The sequence below is a fragment of the Rhizobium sp. FKL33 genome (assembly GCF_005222915.1).
GTDB lineage: Bacteria > Pseudomonadota > Alphaproteobacteria > Rhizobiales > Rhizobiaceae > Rhizobium_E.
On the sequence record NZ_STFX01000054.1, the window covers coordinates 81,872 to 103,860 of the forward strand.

Below are 21,989 nucleotides of genomic sequence, written 5' to 3' on the forward strand. Positions count from 1 at the left end.
TACAGCAACGCATGCGGAAATCGCCTTGTCCCCTTCCCCCACCTCGTTCACCGATGAAGCCTGGATCGCGCTCGAAAATCTCGGCGACAAAGCGTCGAGCCTGTTCAACCCCTCCATTCGGTTGGGCGTGACCGGGCTCTCACGCGCCGGCAAGACCGTGTTCATCACCGCGCTGATCCACAACCTTCTGAATGGCGGGCGGTTGCCGCTGTTCGAAGCGCAGCGGTCCGGCCGGATCAAATCGGTCGCACTGGAGGAGCAACCCGACGACGCCGTGCCGCGCTTTCAATATGAGGATCACGTCAAGGCGCTGGTCGGGAGACGGATCTGGCCCGATTCAACGCGGGCGATCTCGGAACTGCGCATCACGCTGCATTACCAGAGCGCATCCGGCTGGGGGCGGCTCCTGTCGCCCGGCAAGCTGTCGATCGATATCGTCGATTATCCGGGCGAATGGCTGATGGATCTGCCGCTCTTGACGCAGGATTTCGCCGCATTTTCGGAGCAGGCGCAGAAACTGGCGCGCCAGCCGCGCCGGGCCGGTTTCGCCCGCGACTGGCTCGCCCGCGCCGAACAGACTGCGCCGGATGCGCCGGCCGACGAAATGACGGCTCGGGACCTGGCGCAGGATTTCACTGCCTATCTGCGGGCCTGCAAGGATGATGAGCAGGCTTTCTCGTCGCTCGCGCCGGGGCGGTTCCTGATGCCCGGCGATCTCGACGGCTCGCCGGCGCTGACCTTTGCGCCGCTCGTCAGGCTGCAGCCGGGCAAGCCGCCGAAAGGCAGTCTGCAGGCGATGATGGAGCGACGTTTCGAAGCCTATAAGGCGCATGTGGTGAAGCCGTTCTTTCGCGAGCATTTCACCCGGCTCGACCGCCAGATCGTACTGGTGGACGCGCTGCAGGCGATCAATGGCGGATCCGAGGCGATCGAAGATCTCGAAACCGCGCTCGGCGACGTGCTGGCGTCTTTCCGTCCGGGCGCCAATTCCTTTCTCGGCTCGCTGCTGACGCGGAAGATCGACAAGGTGCTGATCGCCGCCACCAAGGCCGATCATCTGCATCACGAAAGCCATGATCGGCTGGAGGCCATTACCCGCCGCATGGTCGAACGCGCGGTCAAACGCATCGGCCGAACCGGCGCGGGCATCGACGTGATTGCGCTCGCTTCGGTGCGCTCCACCCGCGAGGCGACCGTGTCACGCGATGGCGACACGCTGCCGGTGATCGTCGGCACGCCGATCGCGGGCGAGAAGATCGCCGGCGAAAAATTCGACGGCGAGAGGAAGACGGCGGTGTTTCCGGGCGACCTGCCAGCCAATCCCGACGTCTACTTCGATCGCGACGGCGATGCGGCCGGACAGGCGCCGCCGCAGGTCAATGTCGTCAGATTCCGGCCGCCGGAGATCGACGAGACCGGCGGCGGCATCAAACTCTCCCTGCCGCATATCAGGCTCGACCGCGCCTTGCAGTTTCTCATCGGAGACCGGCTGACATGACAGACGACACCCGCCGCCGCTCTCCCCAGGCCTTTTCCATCGGCGATCCGCCGCAATCCGCGCCGAAGCCGGCGCGGGCGCCGGCCGCCTTCGACGCCGATGTGACGCTGACATCGGGGGAGGAGGATCCGTTTCTGGCCGAACAGATGGCCGATCCGCCCGTGGCCGCGCCGCGCCGCAAGGGTTTTCCATTGTTCTCGATACTGACGGGCGCGCTCGGCCTGTTGTTCTCCGCCGCCTTCACCCTCTGGCTCGACGGCCTGATCCGCGATCTCTACGCCCGCGCCGACTGGCTCGGCTACGCCGCCTTGACGCTGACGGGCGTCGCCGTGCTGGCGGCGCTCGGCATGGTCGGCCGCGAAATCTGGGCCTTGCGCCGCCTGGCCTCCGTGCAGGACCTGAAGCGCGAGGCGGAGATCGCGCTCAGCGACCGGAAGCCCGCCCATGCCCGCGCGGTGGTGGCGAAGCTGGTTGCCTTGTCCGCATCGATCCCGGAGACGGAAGCCGGCCGCAAGGCGTTGGCGGCGACGGAAAAGGACGTCATCGACCCGGAAGGCCTGATCAGGCTCGCGGAGCTTGAACTCCTCTCTCCCGCCGATCGCCGTGCGAGACGGCTGATTCTCGATGCGAGCAAACGCGTGTCGATCGTCACCGCCGTCAGTCCGCGCGCCATCGTCGATCTCGGCTACGTCCTGTTCGAATCGGCCCGACTGGTGCGGACGGTGGCGGAGACCTATGGCACCCGCCCGGGACGTCTCGGCATGCTCCGGCTGTTCGGCGACGTGATCGCCCATCTCGCCGTCACCGGATCGATCGCCGTCGGCGACGGCATCGCCCAGCAGGTGCTCGGCCATGGCGTCGCCTCGAAGATTTCGGCGCGGCTCGGCGAAGGCGTTATCAACGGGTTGATGACGGCGCGAATCGGCATCGCCGCCATGGATCTCCTGCGTCCCCTGCCGTTCCGCGCTCAGAGGCGGCCCGGCGTCAGTGATTTCGTGGGGGATCTCACCGGATATTCCGGTGGATAACCGGCAGGCGGCCACCGTCCGTTGCAGCAAGGCAACAGCGGGAGCCGCCATTCCCCTTCCCGGACTCGACCGACGCGCGAAACGCTTTTCATCCGGCGCGAACGGCGGCTAAATGGCGATAACGAAACTCTCCATTAACCATTCTCGGCCAAGACTGCGGAGATTGTTCCAGTAGCGGCTGACCCGGAAGGAAGCTCAATGTTTTCGCGCGTGACCTCATTCATCCTTGGCTTTGCGAGCCTCGTCGCCTTCGGGCCGGCGATGGTTGCGCCGGCGGAAGCCGGCAGCCGCGACAAGGTGTTTTTCGAAGGCGTCGCCGGCGAGTGGAGCGGCCCGGGCGAAATCGTCGCCGGCAAATACAAGGGCACCAAGTTCAACTGCACGCTGACCGGCGTCACCGAGGGCAAGTCCACCGGCATGACGCTCGACGGCTATTGCCGCGTCGGCTTCTTCAAGCAGCCGATGAAGGCGACCATCATGGCCGAAGGCCGCAGCTACAAGGGCAAGTTCCTGGATGGCGCGGCCGGCAAGGGCCTCGACATCGTCTCGGGCAATGTCACCGGCCAGAAGATGGTGGTCGGCATCACCCGCGCCCGCCTCAACGGCGCGATGATCGCCCGCCTGCAGGGCAAGAATTCCATGACCGTCACTATTTCCGTGAAGGTCGACGAAACGATGATCCCGGTGATCGGCATGTCGCTGAACCGCCAGACGGACGAAATCGCGGTCGGCTCGGTCGAGTGAGACTTCGCGGCCTGTCGGTCTGATTGGCCAACATAAGAGTGAAGAATGGGAAGCCGCCGCGCTTCCCTTTTTTATTGGGCTCAACGTTTTGAGCGCGCCAGGCGATGCTCGGCAACCACCTTGGCAAGCTGCTTGCGGATCTCGTTGAAGAAGGTCTCTGGGATCATTCCGTAGTCGATTCGATCCGGGTCATCGGGGCGGGGTCGGACATTCGGACCGGGCCATTCGAATTCGTTGACTTCCGATACGCGCACCCAGTTTCGTTCCCGATCAAGACCAATGGCTGCGCAAATCTCGGCCGGAATTTCGAGCGAGTTCTTCTCGTCACCGGGCTCGGGATATGCGTGCGTGATAGGGACGACCAGAGTTCGCCCAGACGCCTTGACATAAAGAACGATGGCGCATGGCCTATCCTTGCCGCTGGTGGCGAAGCCTCTTTGATGGTCGCTGTCCCACAGATAATCGAAACGGATCACCAGACCGGGAACGGGATCCGGATAGTTCACTCGGACGCCTTGCCATATTCGGCGTTCATAATGGCGGACAGCGTCTCGTCATCCATGTCCCGCGCGTGAATAACCCGACGCTCCTGCTTCTTGAGCCGCTCGTAGTTTTCAAGTTCTTTCAAGCTGATATACGCGCCGATCGGGCGGCCATGGGACGTGACTTCGACGCCGCCGGACACCATTGCTTCATCGCGATATTTGCCGAATTCCTTGGCGAAGGTGGTGGCTGACACCTGGGTCGGATATCCCATGATCTGCTCCTGTTTCGGGCAAATTTACGGAAATTCCGTATTTTGTCAATGTAGGGCTGACGGCATGACTTGAATGCCGCCAAGAAGTCACACCCGACGCCACCAACCCCGATCTGCGTCCGCCACCTCGATGCCGGCGGCGTCGACATCGGCGAGCCAGGCGGAAATCGGACGCTCGGCGACGACGAGATCCGGCGCGAGATCGGCAAGCGGCAGGAGCACGAAAGCGCGCTCCGTCATGCGCGGATGCGGCAGAGTGAGTTCTTCGCTCGCCAGCGCGACATCGCCATAAGCGAGTACGTCGAGATCGATGGTGCGCGGGCCCCAGCGTTCGATGCGGATGCGCTTCATCGACCGCTCGATCTCCAGACAGAGACGCAGAAGCGACAGGGGATCGAGCGTGGTCGAAATCTCCGCCGCGCTGTTGAAGAACCAGTCCTGATCGGTCTTGCCCCAAGGCGGGGTTCGATAGAGCCGGGAGACGGCGGTGACGCGACAGTCCTGCCGCGCCTCGACCTGCTGCAACGCCGCGGCCATATTGGCGACGGGGTCGCCGAGATTGCCGCCGAGCCCGAGATAGGCGACGGTTTCAGCGTTCGGCATGATGCTCGACGGACACCTGGACATAGTCGAGAACGCCGGTGATCGGCGCATTCGGCTTGCGCAGCGTGATCTTGGCGCGGACGATCTGCGGAAACTGCTGGGCGAGCGCGCGGGCGATCTCCGTGGCCAGGGCCTCGATGAGATAATAACGGCGGCCGGTCACGATCTTCTCGATCAGTTTGAAGGCGACGCCGTAATCGACCGTCGTTTCGAGCGAGTCATGTTCGAGCGGACCGGCGGGCATGACCTCCAGTTCGGCGTCGACGAAGAAGCGCTGGCCCAGCACTTCCTCTTCGTCCATGACGCCGTGACGCGCGAAGAAGGCGCAGTTGGCGAGAGTGATCGTGTAAGTGCCAGTCATGCAAGTGTTCCTCGCCCATCCGTTTCGCGGGCCTTGAGCATAGCATCGGCGACGCGCAAGGCGTCGCGGTTGAATGCGACATTATGGACGCGGAAAATGGCCGCGCCCGCATTTCTGAGAAGCGCGCTCGTCGCCGCGGTGGCTACGTCGCGCTCGGCCGGATCGCGACCCGTCAACGCGCCGAGAAACCGTTTACGCGACGTTCCCGCGAGAAGCGGATAGCCGAGTGCGATCAACTCGTCAAACCGGGCCATCAGCGCCAGATTGTCCGAAGGCGTCTCCTTGTTGAAACCGAAACCGGGATCGAGCACGATCCGTTCCCGGGCAAGCCCCGCCTCTTCGGCGATGCGAAGCGTCGCCGCGAAGAAATGCCGCTGGTCCTCGACCGGATCGGCAAGCTTGTCGCGTCCCCTGCCCGTATGCATGGCGATGACGCCCGCTCCGGTGTCCACCGCCGTTGCGGCCATGGCGGGATCCTTCTGCAAGCCCTCGATATCGTTGATGATATGGGCGCCGGCGCGGATCGCCAGCCGCGCGGTGTCAGCGCGATAAGTGTCGACCGACAGGATCAGGCCGGATTTGCGCGCCAGTTGCTCGATCACCGGCAGAATGCGGGCCTGCTCTTCCTCGGCCGATACGGGCGCAGCGCCGGGACGGGTGGATTCGCCGCCGATATCGATGATCCGGGCGCCGTCTTCCGCGGCCTGAAGCGCATTTGCGACCGCGCTCTCGACCGCCAGATTGCGCCCGCCATCGGAGAAGGAATCGGGCGTGACATTGATCACCGCCATGATCACCGCCTCAGGACCCAGCGTCAGGCTGCGTCCATGCGCGAGTTTCCAGTCGAAGGGCGCGAAGGGCGAGGTCATCAGAGATCTCCGCTCGGGATGTGATGGGCTGCTGATTGCATATTGCGCGGCGGCAGACAATGACTGAAAATGGTCGCCGGCGTCGAGGACGCGCAGGGGATGCGAGGAGTGAACCAATGAACAGAATGGCCCGTCTCGCTGTCGCCGTCGCCATTCTCGCTATCGCTCCCGTCGCCCATTCGGAAATGATCGCGCGCAAGACCGTCACCTATTTCAGCATCGGCGGGAAAACCGCAGCCGATCTCGACCGGGAAATGGCCGAACATGGCCCGCTTCTGAATACCGGGCGGCGGCATCCGGGCGCGACGCGCGTGACATTTGCCGGAAAGGCCTCCTATGTGGCCGAAGAAGGCCGCTGCAGCATCGGCGAGGCGCGCATCGTTTTGACGACCAAGATGATGCTGCCGCGATGGAAAAACCGGTCCAAGGCCGACGCGCGGATGGCTCTGCTGTGGGACACGCTGTCGGCGGACATCAAGCGGCATGAGGAGCGGCATGCGGAGATCGCCCGCAACCATGCCCGCGCGCTGGAAAAGACGCTGCGGTCGCTGAGGCCTGAAAAGAATTGCGAGGCGCTGAAGGATAAAGTCGCATTGGCGACGGCGAAGGCGCTGGAAGACCATGATGCGGATCAGAAGCGATTCGATCGAATCGAGGCCGTCAATTTCAGCGCTCGCATGACGCGACTGCTGCGTTACCGGGCAACGGGCCGCGCGGAATAGCAAAAATCCGCCAGTTCTCCAGGATTTTCGGCAAAGCGTGCTCGAATGCCTCAACAGACTTGCGCGGAGCTTGCGCCTTTCCTGTTAATTAGCTCGCTATTTGTTCCAATTGAACTTGATGCCTCGCTAAAATAGGGTCTCAATTACCGGACGAGGTTGAGGCGGTTGCGGCGTAGAGCAGCCTTCTTCGGTGTCATGCGGTTTCCCTGACGCATTGGAGTGGCAACAGGTGTCTCCTCCCTCGCCTGTTTGACGATGCGTCTTACTTGCCTCGCTCGTCTTGACTGCCGAGCGAGGCTTTTTTTTGTCGGCTATCGAAACCGTCAGCTCTGCTTTTCGGGAATGTGCACGATGAGGCCGTCAAGCGCGTCCGTCATCTTGATCTGACAGGAGAGACGCGAGGTCGGCCGGGTGTCGTAAGCGAAATCCAGCATGTCCTCTTCCATCGGATCGGGACGACCCGCCTTTTCGGCGAAGGCGTCGTCCACATAGACATGACAGGTGGCGCAGGCGCAGGCGCCGCCGCATTCGGCGAGAATGCCGGGAACAGAATTGCGGATCGCGGCCTCCATGACCGTGGATCCGGAAGCGGCGTCCACATCGAAGCGGGCGCCGTCAAAAGCGACGAAAGTGAGTTTCGGCATGATGGTCCTGACATGTTGGAAAAGACTGGCCAGCCTTTTCCAACATATTCAGAAATGCGTCAACAACAGGCGTTTGGCCCTGTGACGATCAACGCGACAGCTTGAGAATGAAATTCTCGGCTTCGATGACGGCGGCGCTGAGCATTGCGAGGGCTGCGGCGTCATTGGCGTCGTTTTCGACCTTTTCGGCGACGGAGGAGACGCTGAAGGCGCCGATAGCGAGCGCCGCCCCCTTCAGCCGATGGGCGATTGCGGCGCGGTTGTCATTGGCCGCGACGGCGAGTTCCGCCATGCAGTTGCGGGCCTGACGCGCAAAAATGTTGAGAACTTCGAGTTCGAGGTTCTTGTCGCCCGAGGTCTGTCGCGCAAGATGGACGAGATCGATGGGGCGGGCCCGCGACGGCGCGACGGATGCGTAGTTATCGGGCGCTTCGAAGGCGATGGATGCGGCTGCCATGTTCTTTTCCCTGTTCTTGTTTGTTTGTGACACATGCGAGTTTTCTTATGACTGAGAGTGTCGCAGCAACGGACGCAAGAACGCTTAATTGAGGCGTTTTCAGGGAAGGCATTTTGCAAAGATGGTTAACGAAGCCTAAACAGGCCTAATCACTTGGCTTTTCCGGCGAACGCGGCCAAATTGTCGTTAATATCCCCTCAACCTTGCGCCGAGCTTTCCCACAAGTGATTGTATCAAAACGGCTTCTGTGCCACTACGTAACGTGGGTAATAAGGTCGTGTTTAACCAGCGGCCGCGAAAGTAACGTTCCAGCGGGACGCATCCATCGCCCCCTGTGGCGTGACATGCGACTATTGCCGGATCGAATGCAGGGCCTCGACGTTTCGTTCTCGTTCAGAGCGACAGCGACGAGGTAGGAAAACGAGGCAGTTCGGAATGACGATTAAGAACGAAAACGACGCCGTGTCGGAAAACGCCTATCGGGCGTTGGAAGAGGCCCTGGCGATCGACTTTCAGGACGACCATTCCGGAACGCAGCCCCAGCAGCGGGAGAACCGTGTGTCCGACGTCGCAAATCAGCCCGGAAAAAACCCGCAGCAACGCACTGCTGACAATGCCCGTTCACTCGGCCCGGAGCCCGGCCCGCGCGCCCCGTCGCACCGCCCCGCCAACGATCCCCTGCCGACCGCTGCAGCCGCCCTCACCCGCGGCTTCGACGCGCCGCGCTCGAAATCGCCGATGCGGATTGCCGCCGCGATCTCCGCGCTCTGGGTGCTTCTCGGTCTCGTCGCCGCCCATTTCCTCTATGCGCCGGAGATCTGGCAGATCTCGTCGCTGCGCGATCTCGGCGCCATTCCGGGCGCGCTGCCGACGTTGATCGGCATCCTTTTCCCGGTCATGATCTTCTTCGCTTTCGCCTCGATGATCGCCCGGGCGCAGGAACTCAAGAACGCCGCCCGCTCGATGGCGGAAGTAGCGTTGCGCCTTGCAGAACCAGAAAGCATCGCCGCCGAGCGCATCATGACCGTCGGTCAGGCCGTGCGCCGCGAAGTCTCGGCCATGAACGAAGGCATCGAGCGCACCATCGCCCGCGCCTCCGAACTCGAAACGCTCGTTCATTCGGAAGTGAATGCTCTGGAGCGCAGCTATAGCGACAACGAATTGCGCGTGCGCAGCCTGGTGCAGGAGCTCGGCAGCGAGCGCGAGGCGATCATCGGCCATGCCGAACGCGTGCGCTCCTCGATCACCGGCGCGCAGGATCTGCTGCGCGACGAACTCGCCAGCGCCAGTCTGACCATCGCCAAGAACATCGCCACCTCGGGCGAAGCCGTCGCCCAGATGATCGACACGCAAGCCGCGATCATCATGCAGAAGAGCGGCAATGTCGCCAACACGATCGGCTCGGTCCTCTCCAAGAAGACGGAAGAGCTGGTCGGCGCGCTCGAAACCTCGGGCCTTGCTCTGACCGAGGAATTCGACACCCGCATCGAAACGCTCGGCGTGACGATCAACGAGCGCGGCAACAAGCTGCTGTCCGAATTCGAGACACGCGCCTCGATGGTGGACGCTACCACCGAAAAGCTGAACGCGGCGCTTGCTGACCGCACGCGCCAGCTCAACGAGACGCTGATCGCCCGCACCCGGCAGATCAACGAAACGCTGACCAACAGTGGCGGCGTGATCAGCAATTCGCTGGAATCGATGCTGAAATCGCTGAACGCGACGCTCGACCAGAAGAACCAGAGCTTCCGCCAGGCGCTGAAGAGCACCACGGACGACGCGATCATGGATCTCGACGTCCGCACCGCCTTCCTCGACGAGCGGCTCAAGTCCTCGGTCGACCAGGTGTCGTCCGCCTTCGACGGCCGGCTGGGCGAATTCGCGGAAGCCTTCGACAAGCGCGCCGGCTCGCTGGACGCCAAGCTCAACGAGAGCCTCACCCGCATCAACAAGGCGCTCGGCCAGGGCCAGGACGCGCTGGGCAGCACGCTGGAATCCTCGCTGGAGCGGATCGCCCAGTCCTTCATGGGTCAGGCGGTCGCCATCGAAACCGCGCTCGGGGCCGGGCAGGAAGTCATCGAAACGGCGCTCGACGCCAAGGTCGGCGACATCACCAAGGTGATCGGCCGCGCCAATCAGGAACTCGACAGCGGCTTCGGCGCGCGCGCCGATGCGCTGGCCCAGAAGATCGCCGAACGCACGCAGGCGATCGAAACCGCCATCACCACCGGCCATGAGCGTATGTCGAGCCTGCTCGACGACCGCTCTTCGGGCATTGCCGCCGCTTTCGACGAGACCAATCGCAAGCTCGACCAGACATTGTCCGGCGGCGAGCAGCGGCTGGGCGCGCTGTTGTCGGAGCGTTCCGGCGCGCTGATATCGGCTTTCGACAAGACGGAAAAAACACTTGCCGGCACGATCGGCGACGGCGAGCGCCGCCTGTCCGATCTCATCGACGGCCGCGGCTCCAGCCTCGAACGGTCGCTGGCCGACAGCGCCGCCCGAATCGAAACCGCTGTCGCCACCGGCGGCGAACGGCTCGAGAAATCACTGGCGGAAGGCGGCGCGCGCATCGAGAACGCCATCGGCACGACGCCGGAAACGCTCGCCCGCATGCTCGACGAAAAGGGCCAGGCGATCGAGAAGGCGCTCACCGACAATCAGCAGCGCCTCGACACCGCCATGGCGCGCGGCTCGGAACTGATCACCGGCGCGTCCGAAGACGCCCGTTCGCGGCTGGCCAAAACGCTCGGCGAAAACGCCATCACCATCGCCGCCGTCTATGGCGAGCATCAGAAGCGGATCGACGAGACGCTGCGCGAACGCGCCGGCGAGATCGAAAAGACCCTCGGCGACGGCGCGAGCCGCATCGCCGGCGCCTCGCAGGACACCGCCCGCTTTGTGCAGGGCGCGATCGAGCAGGGCGTGCGCGACATTTCCGAAGCGCTGGAAAATGGCGGCGCCGATCTCGGCATCCAGCTCGCCACCACGCATGACCTGATCCGCCAAACGCTGGAGGATCGCTCCAACGCCATCACCATCGCGCTCGAGGAAGGCCGCAAGCAACTCGACGACACCATCAACGAGCAGGCCACCGGCATCGGCGCCAGCATCGCCATGGGCGCGAGCATGCTGGAAATGTCCTTCGAAGACGGCGAGAGCAGGCTGCGCAATGTCGTCGAGCAATCGACCCAGAAACTGACATCCGCCGTGGACGGCGCAACGGATTCGCTGACGTCCTCGGTCGAACAGACCACCGGCCAGCTCAAGGACGCCCTATCCCGCAGCGCCACCGACTTCGAAACCAGCGCCGGCAGCTTCTCCGAAAAGATCGCCGAGCGCGAACGCAGCCTGCGCCAGGTGCTCGATGCGACCGCCGACGCGCTCGACAGCCGCATGCAGGCGAGCGCCACGGCGCTGAACGCCAATGCGCGCAAGGTCGAGGAAACGCTCGCCATGCGCGAGGCGAGCCTGGCGACAGCCATCGAAAACCTCGCCCAATCGCTCGACGAGCGGCTGATCGCGACCGTGGGCGGCCTCAACGCCGATGTCGAGCGCAGCCACGAGGCGCTCCGCCAGACGCTCGGCCAGAGCGGCCTGACGCTGGAAGAAACCGCCGAACGGCTGATCGCCCAGATCTCGGCCCATCGCGATGCGCTGCGCGACACCGTCGACGCATCCTCGCGCTCGATCGACGAACGGCTCGAATCCGGCGCCGCCAACATGCTGTCCAACATCATGATGCTGGACATGAAGCTCGAGGAGCGCGAAAGCGCGCTGCGCGAGGCCGTGGCCGCTGCGAGCAATCGCTTCGAAACCGAACTCGGCCAGCGCCAGGAAAACCTCGTTCAGGCCCTTGACGCCACCGCGCGCGCCATCGGCGAACGGCTGGATCTCGGTTCCGCCGATCTACTCTCCAATATTATGTCGGTCGACATGACGCTCGAAGCCCGCGAGGCGTCACTTCGGGAAACGATCGAAGCCTCGACCGCGCGGCTGGATGGCGATCTCGCGCGCCGCCAGGAAACCCTCGCCCAGACGCTCGACGCCTCGGCGCGCGCCATCGGAGAGCGGCTGGAGACGGGATCCGCCGATCTTCTCTCCAACATCATGTCGGTCGACATGACGCTCGAAGCCCGCGAGGCGTCGATCCGGGAAGCGATCGAAGCCTCGACCGCGCGGCTGGATGACGATCTCGCCCGCCGCCAGGAAACCCTCGCCCAGACGCTCGACGCCACCACCCGCGCGATCGGCGAACGGCTGGATACCGGAGCGGCAGCGATTTCAGCCTCGGTAGACAAGTTTGACGCCCGACTCGGCGAACGGGAAATCGCGCTCAGCCAGACGATCTCCACGACGGTCGATCGCCTGGGCAGCGACCTCGCCCAGCGCCAGGAAAGCCTGACACAGTCACTCGAGGCGACATCGCGCGCCATTGGCGAAAAACTCGATGCCGGCGCGACGGACCTGCTCTCCAACATCATGTCGCTCGACATGACGCTCGAGGCCCGCGAACAATCGATGCGCGAAGCGATCGAAGCATCCACGAGCCGGCTCGACGGCGAATTGTCGTTGCGCCAGGAACTTTTCGTACATGCGCTGGAATCGTCTGGCGCCACTCTGGATCAGCGCTTCCAGCGTGGCTCCGAAACAATTCTGAACAATATAGAACGGCTTGAAGCCGGCCTGGCCGAACGCCAGGACAGCATGATCCGCGCCGTGGAAGGCGTGGCGCAGTCGCTGGACGACCAGTTCCTCTCGGCGCTTTCCAACCTGAACGCCGGCGTCGAACTCAGCCATGGCGCGATCCGCGACACGCTGAACGACAGCACGTTGTCGCTCAACCAGATGGCGGAGCGGCTTTCGGCCCAGATCTCCGCCCACCGCCAGGCGCTGCAGGAAACCATCGAAGCCTCGACGGTGTCGATCGACGAGCGGCTTGAAAGCGGCGCTGCCTCCATGCTGTCCAACATCATGATGCTGGACATGAAGCTCGAAGAGCGCGAAGAGGCGCTTAAACAGGCGCTCGCCGCAGCGTCGGAAAATCTCGACCAGTCCATGAGCCGCTCCGCCCAGACGCTCACAGAGCGTTTCGGCGAAAAGGCGGCGGAAATTGTGACAGTGGCCGAAACCTTCAGCCAGCGTATCGACGGGGCGCTGGAGACGGTGTCGAACCGGTTCGACGAAACCGGCGGCCGTATCCTCACCAGCTTCGATCGACTGGAAACCGGCATCCGCGACGATGCGGGCCGTTTCGCCCAGACGATCGACGAAGCCGGCGTCAAGCTGGGTTCGCTGATCGAAACGCAGATCCAGTCCTTCGATCGCGTCACCGAAACCGGCGCCAGCCGCATTTCTGAAACTCTGGAAAGCCATACGGCGCATCTCGACGAACGTCTGCAGACCATGGATCGCGCGCTGACGATCGGCCTCGAGAACGTCTCGCGCACGATCGACGGCAAGGCGTCCGGCCTCGCCTCGACCCTGCGCTCGGCCGTCATCGACGCCGCGCAATCGATGGACGACGAAGCGCAGCGGGCGATCGACCAGATCTCCGGCAAGACCTTCGAATATGCCGACGAGATGGCGGCCCGCAGCGCCGGCTTCTCCAGCCGGCTCACCGAGGAGGCGGAAGCCTTCGCCAGCACCGTGCAGTCCAATGCCGACCAGTTCGCGACCCGGCTCACCGGCGATGCGCAGCTCATCAGCGCGCGGCTGTCCAGCGAAGCGGACCGTTTCTCCGACCGGATGTCGTCCGAAGCAGACGCCTATGCCGGCCGTTTGGCGTCCGGCGCCGACGCCTTCACCGGCAAGCTGGTCAGCGAGACCGAGAGCTTCGCAAGCAAGCTGACGCAGGATGCGGAAGCCTTCACCGGCCGCATCGCCGGCGAGGCCGAAACCTTCACCGGCAAGCTCGCCGAACAGACCGACGCCCTGACCAGCAACTTCGCCCGCAACGCCAACCAGTTCGCAGAACAGGTGGGCGCGGCCCAGCAGAAGGTGATGAACGACGGCGCGGCGATCAGCCAGAGCCTGACCTCGGCCGAAAAGGCGCTGGCGGCCCGTAACGAGGCGATCCGCACCACGCTGGACGACCGCACCCGCGAACTCAACTCCATGCTGGCGGCGCGCTCGGCCGAACTCAACCGCCTGATCGAGGAAAAGGCGCGGCCGGCGGCCGAGAGCCTGCAGAGCCTGGGACAGACGGCCGCCGAAGACATCCGCAGCGCCGCCGAACAGGGCGCGGCCCTGCTGCGCGGCGAGAACGCCGCCCTGGTCAACGCCATCTCCAGCCGCACGCTGGAGGCGACCCGCGCGCTCGGCGACAGCGAACAATCGCTGCGCGCCACCGCGCTCGGCTTGATCGACGCGCTCGGCCAGAGCAATGCCGGCCTCAAGCAGCTGGTGGCGGAGGCGACAGCCAATCTCGGCGCGATCGACGAAACGCTCAACAGCACCGCAGGCCGCTTCTCCGACAGCGCCGCGCGCGCTTCGGACTCGGTCAATGCAGCGGCTCGTCTGCTCGAAGGCAATGCGGAGCGTCTCTCCTCGGTCTCCAACGACACGCTCGGCCAGATCGGCCAGCTCGTCGGCCGCTTCGACGATCACTCCAAGGTGCTCGGCCAGGCGTCGACGCTCCTCGGCGCCGCGCAATCGAACCTCGTCTCGACGCTTGCCGAACGCGAGGAGGCGCTGCAGGCCCTGGCCGTCGGCCTCGTTCGCCGCTCGGAAGACATCGAAAACACCATGCGCTCGGTGTCCGGCCTGGTGGAAGCAGCCTTCGACCGGGCGGAAAACCGCGCCGGCCAGGTGACCAACACGGTCCGCACCGGCATCCAGACATCGTTCGCCGATATCGGCAAGGTGCTGGGCGAAGCCGAACAGCGGGCCGAGCAGATGGCCAATGCGCTGCGCGGCAATGTCGGGGCCGCGGCTCAGGATGCGGGCCGCGCCGTCGAAAGCGCGCTGGGCAAGGCCAGCGAACAGGCCGACCAGGTGGCCGGACGGCTTCGCGGCGCTGTGTCGGGTTCGCTCGCCGATGTCGACCGCATGCTCGGCGAAACGGGCGCGCGCTCGACGGCAACCGCCGAAGACATGCGCCAGGCGCTACAGGCGGCGATCGAGGATTCGATCAACCGCTTCGCCGGCGCAACCGACGAGATCCGCCGCACCGCCGGCGAAATCCGCCGCGAACTCACCGACACCCGCGCGGAACTGAAGCGCGGCGCCTTCGACCTGCCGGAAGAAGCGAAAGAAAACGCCGCCCAGATGCGCCGCGCCGTGGCCGAGCAGGTCCGCGCGCTGCAGGAACTGACCGGCATCATCGGCGTGTCCGCCTCGCATTTCGAAGCGCCGCGTCCGGTCCGACAGGAGGCTGCGCCCCGCGTCGAGCAGCAGCCGGTCTACGCCGCGCCGCGGGTGGAAGCCCAGCCGGTCGCCTATCAGGCTCCTCGTGTCGAGGCGCAGCCGGCGGCCTATCAGACTCCCCGCGCGCCGGCCCCTGCGCCCGTCGCTGTCGAGGCCGCCCGTCCCGAGCCGCAGCGGGTGACCGCGCAGCAACCGCAACAGCGGGCGCCCGAGGCGCGGCCGCCGGTCGCCCCGCAGGCGTCCCGGCCGCAGCCTGCAGCCGAACCGCGCCGCGCTGAGACCCAGCCGGCTGCGGAACGTCCGTCGATCCCGCTCACCTCGGCTCCGCGCCAGGACAGAAGCGCGGCCGCCCCGGCCCGCGAACCGCTCGGTCTGCGCGGCAGCCTCGGCGTCGATCCGCTGAACCGGCCGTCTTCGCCGCGCGACGCGCGTCCCGCCCCGGCGCAACCAACGGCGCGCCGCGAAGAAGGCCAGGGCTGGATCAGCGACCTGCTCCGCAACGCGTCCCGCGACGAAGCGGAGGCCGACGCGCGCGCGGCTGCCCCGGCCGCCACCCGCGTGGAAAACCGCAATCCCCGCCAGGTGGTGGAATCGCTGAATTCGCTCTCGGTCGACATCGCCCGCGCCATCGATCACGAGGCGTCGGTGGATCTCTGGCGGCGCTATCATCGCGGCGAGCGCGACGTCTTCACCCGCCGTCTCTACACGCTCAAGGGCCAGCAGACCTTCGACGAGATCCAGCGCAAATACGACCGCGAGCCGGAATTCCGCTCCGCCGTCGACCGCTATATCGGCGACTTCGAAAAGCTCTTGAACGATGTGGCCCGCAACGACCGCGACAAGACGCTGACGCAGAGCTACCTCACCTCCGACACCGGCAAGGTCTACACCATGCTGGCGCATGCGGCGGGCCGGTTTTCGTAAGAGAAAGCCTGCATGATGAGATTGAAGGCCGTCCGGGAGATCGGGCGGCCTTTTCCATTGCGGAGGTTATTCGTCGGCCGGCTGGTCGGCGGTCAGGAAGTGATCGCTCCACTGCGCTTTCGGGATATCGTCGCCCAGCGCGAAAACGAAATCGGACGGAGCCTCGGCCGCGGTTCCGATCGCGCAGCGATAGCGGAGCCGACGCCAGTCACGGCCGGCTCTCACCGCCGCGCCGTCAGCGATGATTTCATCAGCACGAATAGCGAGATCCTGGAAGGCATAGGGCGCAACCATGTCGGCGGAAACATGGCTGGCCCGACGCAACTGCTCCATTGCTTCGAGGTTGCACAGTTGAATCCGCCTTTCGTCCGCCGCCAGCGTCCGAAGAGCTTCGCGGGCCTGGGCGTTACGGGGATCGGCGAGCGCCGCCGAAGCGAACAAGTCCTGCGCTCTTCGGAAAGCGTTGGAGAGGTTCTGCCTCGGGTGTGGCGGCTCAGCCGTCGGGAGAGGTTTAGCGGGCGGATCGTCTGATTGCGCGGCCTGCGGAGCCTTTTCCACTGCGGTGGCCTCGTCTACGATAATCGCCGGTTTTGCTGCAGCCTCGACCAATGACACCACGATTTCCATAGGAGGCGCCGGCGGCTGGGGCCGATTGAGGTTCAGAAACAAGAGTGCTCCCGCCGCTGCGTGACCGCAGACGGACAGAAGCAGACTGACCTTCCAGCGATCAGGCGAGACGTTCGCGATGGTCATCGGAAAAGACGCAGGTCGGGTCGTTTCCCTACCGCGACCGTCGGTTCCATCATCGCCCCCTCCGCATTGCTCGGCCATGAGGGGACATTGCAACGAGATTCGGGCTGGAATTGTGATGGATACCCGCTTCTGGCGCAAAAGCGTCGGTTCGTCACCGCGCTCGTCGAAACCATTCCTGCTTCTGGAGCGCCCTCAACGTCTCCATGCCGAATTTGGCTGCATCAGCGACGCATCGCACGGGCCACTTAGTTTTCGTCATCAAGCTCGCTTCAATTCCTCGACCACCTCGGGATAACGATCCAGAACCCGGAACAGATTTACGATCGCCGCCGTCGGATAGACCTTTCCGGTTTCGTATCGTGAAAAGGCATTGTGCCCGCCGCCTGTGAGCTCCGACGCTTCGATCTGGCTGAGCCTAAGCTTCTTGCGGATCCGGCGGAGTTCTTGTCCGACCGCGCGGCGCGCTTCCAGCACCAAGGTGTCCCCTGCCTCGGCATATCGCTCTGCGCTTTCGGGGTCGAACTCGATATCGCCGCAGAGGCTGCAACGATATCCGGACAATCCGTCCACATCGCGCTTGAGATCTCTAAAGTCCACCGAATGCGTTTCGCCTTCAAAACGAGACATTTCAGCGTCGGCGTGACCACAAAGGCAGTTTTTCGCCATGGCTAGAGCTCCTTGAACTGAATGACTGGCGGACCGTCTTCGCGTCGTGTCACTTTAATGTAGACCACGCCCCAAATAGTTTTCGCGTGATAGACGTCCTGCCAAACCCTGCTGTCAGCATTGGTGGTCATGGATTTGTACAGGTGTTTGTTTGACAGGCTGCATACGACGTCAATCATCTCCGCCGAGGTAAAGCCCATTCTTCGTCCGCCATCCAGCGCCGCCTTGGTGAAGGCGGCCGCTCTCAGCTTTCGGACATCGGCAACAATCGCCAAGAGGTCGTAATGAGCCTTTTTCTTCTCCACGGGACAAATTACCCTTTAAGGGTTAATTTTCAAGTGTTCAGCTTTCAAAATTGCGCTCGCAGTCAATATGGAAGGCATCGACAGATGATGCCGTCAAAAAATGCCTGTTTCCAACTCAGCCTCTTCGGCTTTCACGACATCGTACCAGCAGAGGGAGTGTGAATGTGGTCCAGTGGTCCCAGCCCCCGCCGTCACATCGCCTTCAGCGTCCAGCCCACAAGGTCCACCGTCACTTTGCCGAAGGCGGCGTCGAGTCCCTTGATGAAGGCCTCGTTGCCGGAGCCGCTCAGCGGCGCGCTGGCGGTGAAGACGCGGCTGGCGCGCACCTCGCCGGTGCGGTCGTTGAGAAGCTTGGCGGAGATCTCCACCTGGGCGCGGCTGCCGCCATAGGCCTGGACTTCGAAGGAGCGGATTTCGGTAATGACCTGATAGTCGATGGCGAGGCCCTGGCCCGGCGTGCCCACACCGCCCAGGCGGCCGGTGTTTTCGAAGGCCTGGACGAGGCGGGCCTGCACGAGTTTGGGCAGGCGGTCGCTCCAGCGCGATTTGTCCAGATACTGGATTTCGGACTGGCTGACGCGGATCACCACCTGTTCGGAATCGAGCGCCTTGACCGCGGTCGGCTCCGGAATGAGGATCTGGCGCTTGGTGAGCTTCGGTCCTTCGACGCCGCGCACCGCCGTCAGCGAAAACGTGTCGTCCGGCGCGCCGCCCAGGCAGCCGCCCAGGGCCAGCAGGCATGCGCCCATGAAAGATGCCCTCGCCAGTCGGATCACGCTACGCTCCCTTGTCCTGTTCATCCCATGCGCCATCAATGCCGGACCCTGCCCTTATATGTCTTGACCTCGTCGCCGCCGAACAGCAGCCGCTGCGGATCCTGGTCGAGCCGGTTGATCGCCGAATCCAGCGACTGCACGGTGCGGCGGGTGTCGGAGATCAGCGCGTCGATATTCTTGAGGCCGGAGCCCGAGAAACGGGCGAGATTGTCGGCGATCGGACCGATGCGAGAATTCAGATTGTCGGCCACCTGCTTGAAGGATTTCAGCGTTTCCCGGGCATCGGCAAACAGCGACGAGGAGTCGCCCGTGCCGAGGAAGCTGTCCGCCTTGGCGAGGATGCCGTCGACGCGGGTCGAGGCCTTGTTCAGCTTGTCCGACATTTCCGAGATGTTCTTGATGGTCTTGTCGATGTCCGGACGGCGGTTTTCGATGTCGGAGGCGACGCCGCGGAAGGTCTGGATCGCCTGGCGCGCGTCGGCCACGGCGGCCCTGATATCTGCGACCGAACTCTTGACGTCGGCGGGATCGACCGCGGCCATCAGCTGATCGACCTTGTCCAGCGTCTTGGCCGCCTTTTCGCCGACAACGCGATAGGCTTCGGCGGTCTTGTTGAAGGTGTCGACGGCCTGCCCCACACCGCCCGACGCGTCGGCCAAATCCTTGCTGACCTTTTCGGCATTGGCGAGAATGGCGTCGATCTTCTTGGCGTCCACCGCCTTCACCAGGCTGTCGACGGAGGCGAGGGTCGAATCCAGCCGGCCGGAGAGACCCTTGATCGTGCCGGAGAGCGAGGTCACCGCTTGCAGGAATTCATCGATGCCCTGGGAATTGTTCTTGAGCGCCTGCGAGAAGACCTCGACATTGGAGATCGTGCTGGTCAACGGCTTGCGATTGTCGTTCACGAAACCCTGCAGCTGGATCAGCGTCGTCTCGGTTCGGTTCATGATCTCGGAGGCGGTGGCGACGATATTGGTGACGCCGGATTGCTCCGCCAGCAGGGTCGGCACCTCGCCCGCCTTCAGCGCCTTATCGATCAGACGCTCCTGCTGCGTGTTTCCGCCCGACAGTTCGATATAGGCGGCGCCGGTCAGGCCCTGGATTTCAAGCACGGCGCGGGTGGTGGGATAGATCGGCGCGTCAGCCCGCACTTCGGTGACGGCCAGCGAAAAGCGCGGGTCCTTGCGGTCGAAGTCGAGCGCGCGGACCGTGCCGACCGGAATGCCGTTGAAGCGGACGGCGGAGCCGACGCTCAGGCCGTTGGCGGAGCCGGGGATGCGCACCACCAGCCGCTCCATCTTGCCCTCGCGCCCATAGGCGGACATCCAGTAGACAAAGCCGAAGGCAAGCAGCAGCACCACCAGGGTGAACAAGCCGACGATTGCGTAATTTGCTTTCGTTTCCATGCCTCAAGCCGTTTCACTCATAAAAGGGTTCACTGAAATCCCTTTGGATTGACGTTAGGTGACCAGTCCCGGAATAGTGCGCGCGCGTTTGCCGCGGAAGTAAGACTGGACCCATGCATCCTTGCAATCGAGCATGTCCTGGATCGTCCCTTCCACCATTACACGTTTATTGCCGAGCACAGCAATCCGATCGCAGACAGAAAACAGGCTGTCGAGGTCATGGGTCACCATGTAGACCGTCAGCCCCAGCGTATCGCGCAATTTGGCGATCAGCTGGTCGAATTCCGCAGCGCCGATCGGATCGAGGCCGGATGTCGGCTCGTCGAGAAACACCAGCGCCGGATCGAGCGCGAGCGCCCGGGCGAGCGCCGCGCGCTTGATCATGCCGCCAGACAGTTCGGATGGATATTTGTCCCCCGCCTCAGGAGCCAGCCCCACCAATTCGATCTTCAAACGCGCCAGCTCGTCCATCAGTTGCTTTGGCAGGTCGAGATATTCCCGCATCGGAAACTGGATGTTCTCCTTGACGGTCAGGGCGGAGAACAGCGCCCCATGCTGGAACAGCACGCCCAGGCGCATGTCGAGCTCGAAACGCTCCTTGTCCGGCATCTTGCTGTAATCGGCGCCCAGCAGGCGGATCTCGCCGGCTCGACGCGGAATAAGCCGCAGGATGGTGCGCATCAGCACGGATTTGCCGGTGCCAGACGCGCCGACGAAACCGAGGATTTCGCCGCGATAGACGTCGAGATCGAGTTGATCGAGCACGAGATGATCGCCAAAGCCCACGGTGACGCCGCGCGCCGACAGGATGACGTCCTTTTCACCCTTGGCCGCCCCAGTCTGATGGTTCGTCACACTTTCCATGCCCGCCTCAAAAATCGATCGCTGCATAGAACATGGCGAAAAGACCATCCACCAGGATCACCACGAAGATGGCCTTGACCACCGAGGCTGTCACATGCTTGCCCAGAGACTCCGCGCTGCCGCCGACCTTCAGTCCCTCGATCGACGCCACGATGCCGATGATCAGGGCCATGAACGGCGCCTTCAGCATGCCGGAAACAATGGTGGAGATATCGATCGCGCCCTGCAGTCGGGCCAGGAAGACCTCATAGGTCACCCCCGAATAGACATTGGCCACCAGCGCCGCGCCGATCAGCGCCGCGAAATTGGAGATCACCGTCAGAAGCGGCAGCGCGACGATCAGCGCCAGAAGGCGGGGAAACACCAGCACGCCGACCGGATTGAGGCCCATGACCTGGAGCGCGTCGATTTCCTCGCGCATTTTCATCGAGCCGATTTCGGCCGTGATCGCGCTGCCGGAGCGGCCTGCGACCATGATCGCGGTCAGCAGCACGCCGATCTCGCGCAATTGCAGAATGCCGACCAGATCGACGACGAAGACTTCGGCGCCGAAGTAACGCAGCTGGAATGCGCCCTGCTGCGCGATGATCGCGCCGATCAGGAAGGACATCAGCGCGATGATCGGCGTGGCGTTGACGCCCATCTGTTCGAGCTGTGTGAAGACCGCCGCCGGCGACAGACCGCTGCCGCGGCCCAGCTTGAGCTGCGCGCCGCGCACCGCCGCGCCGATGATCGACATCGCCTGCAGGAAATCCTCGACGAAGCTCATCACCAGTCTGCCGAGCGGTTCGAACAGCCGATCGAACAGCGGTTTACGCGGCGAAGCGTCGAAACTCGGTTCCGGCAGTTGCGGCGGAAGGGCGGCGATCAGTTCCGCGATATCCTGCCCTGCGCCGTCGAGCTCGACAGCAATATTTCGGGCTTCGAAGGCGGACATGGCGCGCCGGATAATCCACGCGCCGCCGGTGTCCATCTGGCTGACCTCGGCGAGATCGAGCGACACGCGGCTGGCGTTTCTCTCGGCGGCGCTGCGAAGCTCGGCTTCGACGGGCGCGATGGTGCTGTTCAGCCACGCGCCCTTCAGGCGCAGGATAAGCGCGCCGGCGCTGTCTTCAGCACTCAGGACAGCCGCGTCCGCCGCATGCTGCATAGGGTCATCCTTCAATAGGACGGCCCTCATGGCCGCCTTGCACTAAAAACTCGTCGCGACCCAAGCGAGTCACGTAAGGGGACTATTGACAATA

19 protein-coding genes are annotated in these 21,989 nt (G+C 63.8%); 5 read left to right on the top strand and 14 right to left on the bottom strand.

The annotated features are described in order from the left end of the window. Nucleotides 1-25 precede the first annotated feature (25 nt). The 3 genes from E8Q41_RS23795 (at nt 26) to E8Q41_RS23805 (ending at nt 3,270) form a co-directional block, all read left to right on the top strand. The gene (locus E8Q41_RS23795) at nt 26-1,498 is read left to right on the top strand and encodes a YcjX family protein (protein ID WP_137158053.1); all 1,473 of its coding nucleotides are present in this window, start codon (nt 26-28) and stop codon (nt 1,496-1,498) included. Then, nucleotides 1,495-2,526 carry a TIGR01620 family protein gene (locus E8Q41_RS23800; RefSeq protein ID WP_137158054.1) on the top strand — a complete coding sequence of 344 codons (1,032 nt, stop codon included), beginning with the start codon at nt 1,495-1,497 and terminating at the stop codon, nt 2,524-2,526. Before E8Q41_RS23795 ends, E8Q41_RS23800 begins: the two co-directional genes overlap by 4 nt. Nucleotides 2,527-2,724: 198 nt before the next feature. Then, the gene (locus E8Q41_RS23805) at nt 2,725-3,270 is read left to right on the top strand and encodes a hypothetical protein (RefSeq protein ID WP_137158055.1); all 546 of its coding nucleotides are present in this window, start codon (nt 2,725-2,727) and stop codon (nt 3,268-3,270) included. 80 nt (nt 3,271-3,350) lie between these two features. On the opposite strand, the gene E8Q41_RS23810 is transcribed toward E8Q41_RS23805, so the two are convergent. From E8Q41_RS23810 to folP, 5 genes are all read right to left on the bottom strand, one after another. Next, nucleotides 3,351-3,776 (bottom strand): hypothetical protein, encoded by a 426-nt coding sequence (locus E8Q41_RS23810; protein ID WP_137158056.1) that lies wholly within the window; start codon nt 3,774-3,776, stop codon nt 3,351-3,353. Then, a complete protein-coding gene (locus E8Q41_RS23815; RefSeq protein ID WP_137158057.1) occupies nt 3,773-4,027 on the bottom strand; it encodes a type II toxin-antitoxin system prevent-host-death family antitoxin in 255 nt (84 codons plus the stop codon). The genes E8Q41_RS23810 and E8Q41_RS23815 overlap by 4 nt, the downstream gene beginning before the upstream one ends. A gap of 87 nt (nt 4,028-4,114) precedes the next feature. Then, complete coding sequence (gene folK / locus E8Q41_RS23820) at nt 4,115-4,630, bottom strand: 2-amino-4-hydroxy-6-hydroxymethyldihydropteridine diphosphokinase (RefSeq protein ID WP_137158058.1); 516 nt, start codon at nt 4,628-4,630, stop codon at nt 4,115-4,117. Further along, the gene (gene folB / locus E8Q41_RS23825; RefSeq protein WP_137158059.1) at nt 4,617-4,991 is read right to left on the bottom strand and encodes a dihydroneopterin aldolase; all 375 of its coding nucleotides are present in this window, start codon (nt 4,989-4,991) and stop codon (nt 4,617-4,619) included. Before folB ends, folK begins: the two co-directional genes overlap by 14 nt. Then, nucleotides 4,988-5,863 (bottom strand): dihydropteroate synthase, encoded by an 876-nt coding sequence (gene folP / locus E8Q41_RS23830; protein ID WP_137158259.1) that lies wholly within the window; start codon nt 5,861-5,863, stop codon nt 4,988-4,990. Before folP ends, folB begins: the two co-directional genes overlap by 4 nt. A 113-nt stretch (nt 5,864-5,976) precedes the next feature. Between folP and E8Q41_RS23835 the strand changes: the two genes are divergently transcribed. Next, a complete protein-coding gene (locus E8Q41_RS23835) occupies nt 5,977-6,582 on the top strand; it encodes a DUF922 domain-containing protein (protein WP_137158060.1) in 606 nt (201 codons plus the stop codon). A gap of 323 nt (nt 6,583-6,905) precedes the next feature. Here E8Q41_RS23835 and E8Q41_RS23840 read toward each other — a convergent pair whose 3' ends face one another. Beyond that, on the bottom strand, nt 6,906-7,226 hold the full coding sequence (locus tag E8Q41_RS23840) for a 2Fe-2S iron-sulfur cluster-binding protein (protein WP_137158061.1): 321 nt from the start codon (nt 7,224-7,226) through the stop codon (nt 6,906-6,908). 88 nt (nt 7,227-7,314) lie between these two features. Then, nucleotides 7,315-7,683 (bottom strand): Hpt domain-containing protein, encoded by a 369-nt coding sequence (locus E8Q41_RS23845; protein ID WP_137158062.1) that lies wholly within the window; start codon nt 7,681-7,683, stop codon nt 7,315-7,317. 435 nt (nt 7,684-8,118) lie between these two features. Here E8Q41_RS23845 and E8Q41_RS23850 point away from each other — a divergent pair, with 435 nt between their 5' ends. Beyond that, nucleotides 8,119-15,975, top strand: a complete 7,857-nt coding sequence (locus tag E8Q41_RS23850) for a hypothetical protein (RefSeq protein WP_137158063.1) — start codon at nt 8,119-8,121, stop codon at nt 15,973-15,975. 66 nt (nt 15,976-16,041) lie between these two features. Here the strand turns inward: E8Q41_RS23850 and E8Q41_RS23855 are convergent, their stop codons facing one another. The 7 genes from E8Q41_RS23855 to E8Q41_RS23885 all read right to left on the bottom strand — a co-directional run bounded on the left by E8Q41_RS23855 (nt 16,042) and on the right by E8Q41_RS23885 (nt 21,910). Continuing rightward, complete coding sequence (locus E8Q41_RS23855) at nt 16,042-16,728, bottom strand: DUF930 domain-containing protein (RefSeq protein ID WP_170976594.1); 687 nt, start codon at nt 16,726-16,728, stop codon at nt 16,042-16,044. Between the two features lie 258 nt (nt 16,729-16,986). After that, entirely contained in the window at nt 16,987-17,394 is a 408-nt protein-coding gene (locus tag E8Q41_RS23860) for a type II toxin-antitoxin system MqsA family antitoxin (RefSeq protein ID WP_137158065.1), read from the bottom strand. Between the two features lie 2 nt (nt 17,395-17,396). Beyond that, nucleotides 17,397-17,699 (bottom strand): type II toxin-antitoxin system MqsR family toxin, encoded by a 303-nt coding sequence (locus E8Q41_RS23865; RefSeq protein WP_137158066.1) that lies wholly within the window; start codon nt 17,697-17,699, stop codon nt 17,397-17,399. Nucleotides 17,700-17,890: 191 nt separating this feature from the next. Continuing rightward, entirely contained in the window at nt 17,891-18,499 is a 609-nt protein-coding gene (locus E8Q41_RS23870; RefSeq protein WP_170976595.1) for an ABC-type transport auxiliary lipoprotein family protein, read from the bottom strand. 11 nt (nt 18,500-18,510) lie between these two features. Beyond that, a complete protein-coding gene (locus tag E8Q41_RS23875) occupies nt 18,511-19,881 on the bottom strand; it encodes an MlaD family protein (protein WP_137158068.1) in 1,371 nt (456 codons plus the stop codon). Nucleotides 19,882-19,935: 54 nt separating this feature from the next. Further along, on the bottom strand, nt 19,936-20,745 hold the full coding sequence (locus E8Q41_RS23880) for an ABC transporter ATP-binding protein (RefSeq protein WP_137158069.1): 810 nt from the start codon (nt 20,743-20,745) through the stop codon (nt 19,936-19,938). Nucleotides 20,746-20,752: 7 nt separating this feature from the next. Then, nucleotides 20,753-21,910 (bottom strand): ABC transporter permease, encoded by a 1,158-nt coding sequence (locus E8Q41_RS23885; protein WP_246660307.1) that lies wholly within the window; start codon nt 21,908-21,910, stop codon nt 20,753-20,755. Nucleotides 21,911-21,989 lie beyond the last annotated feature (79 nt).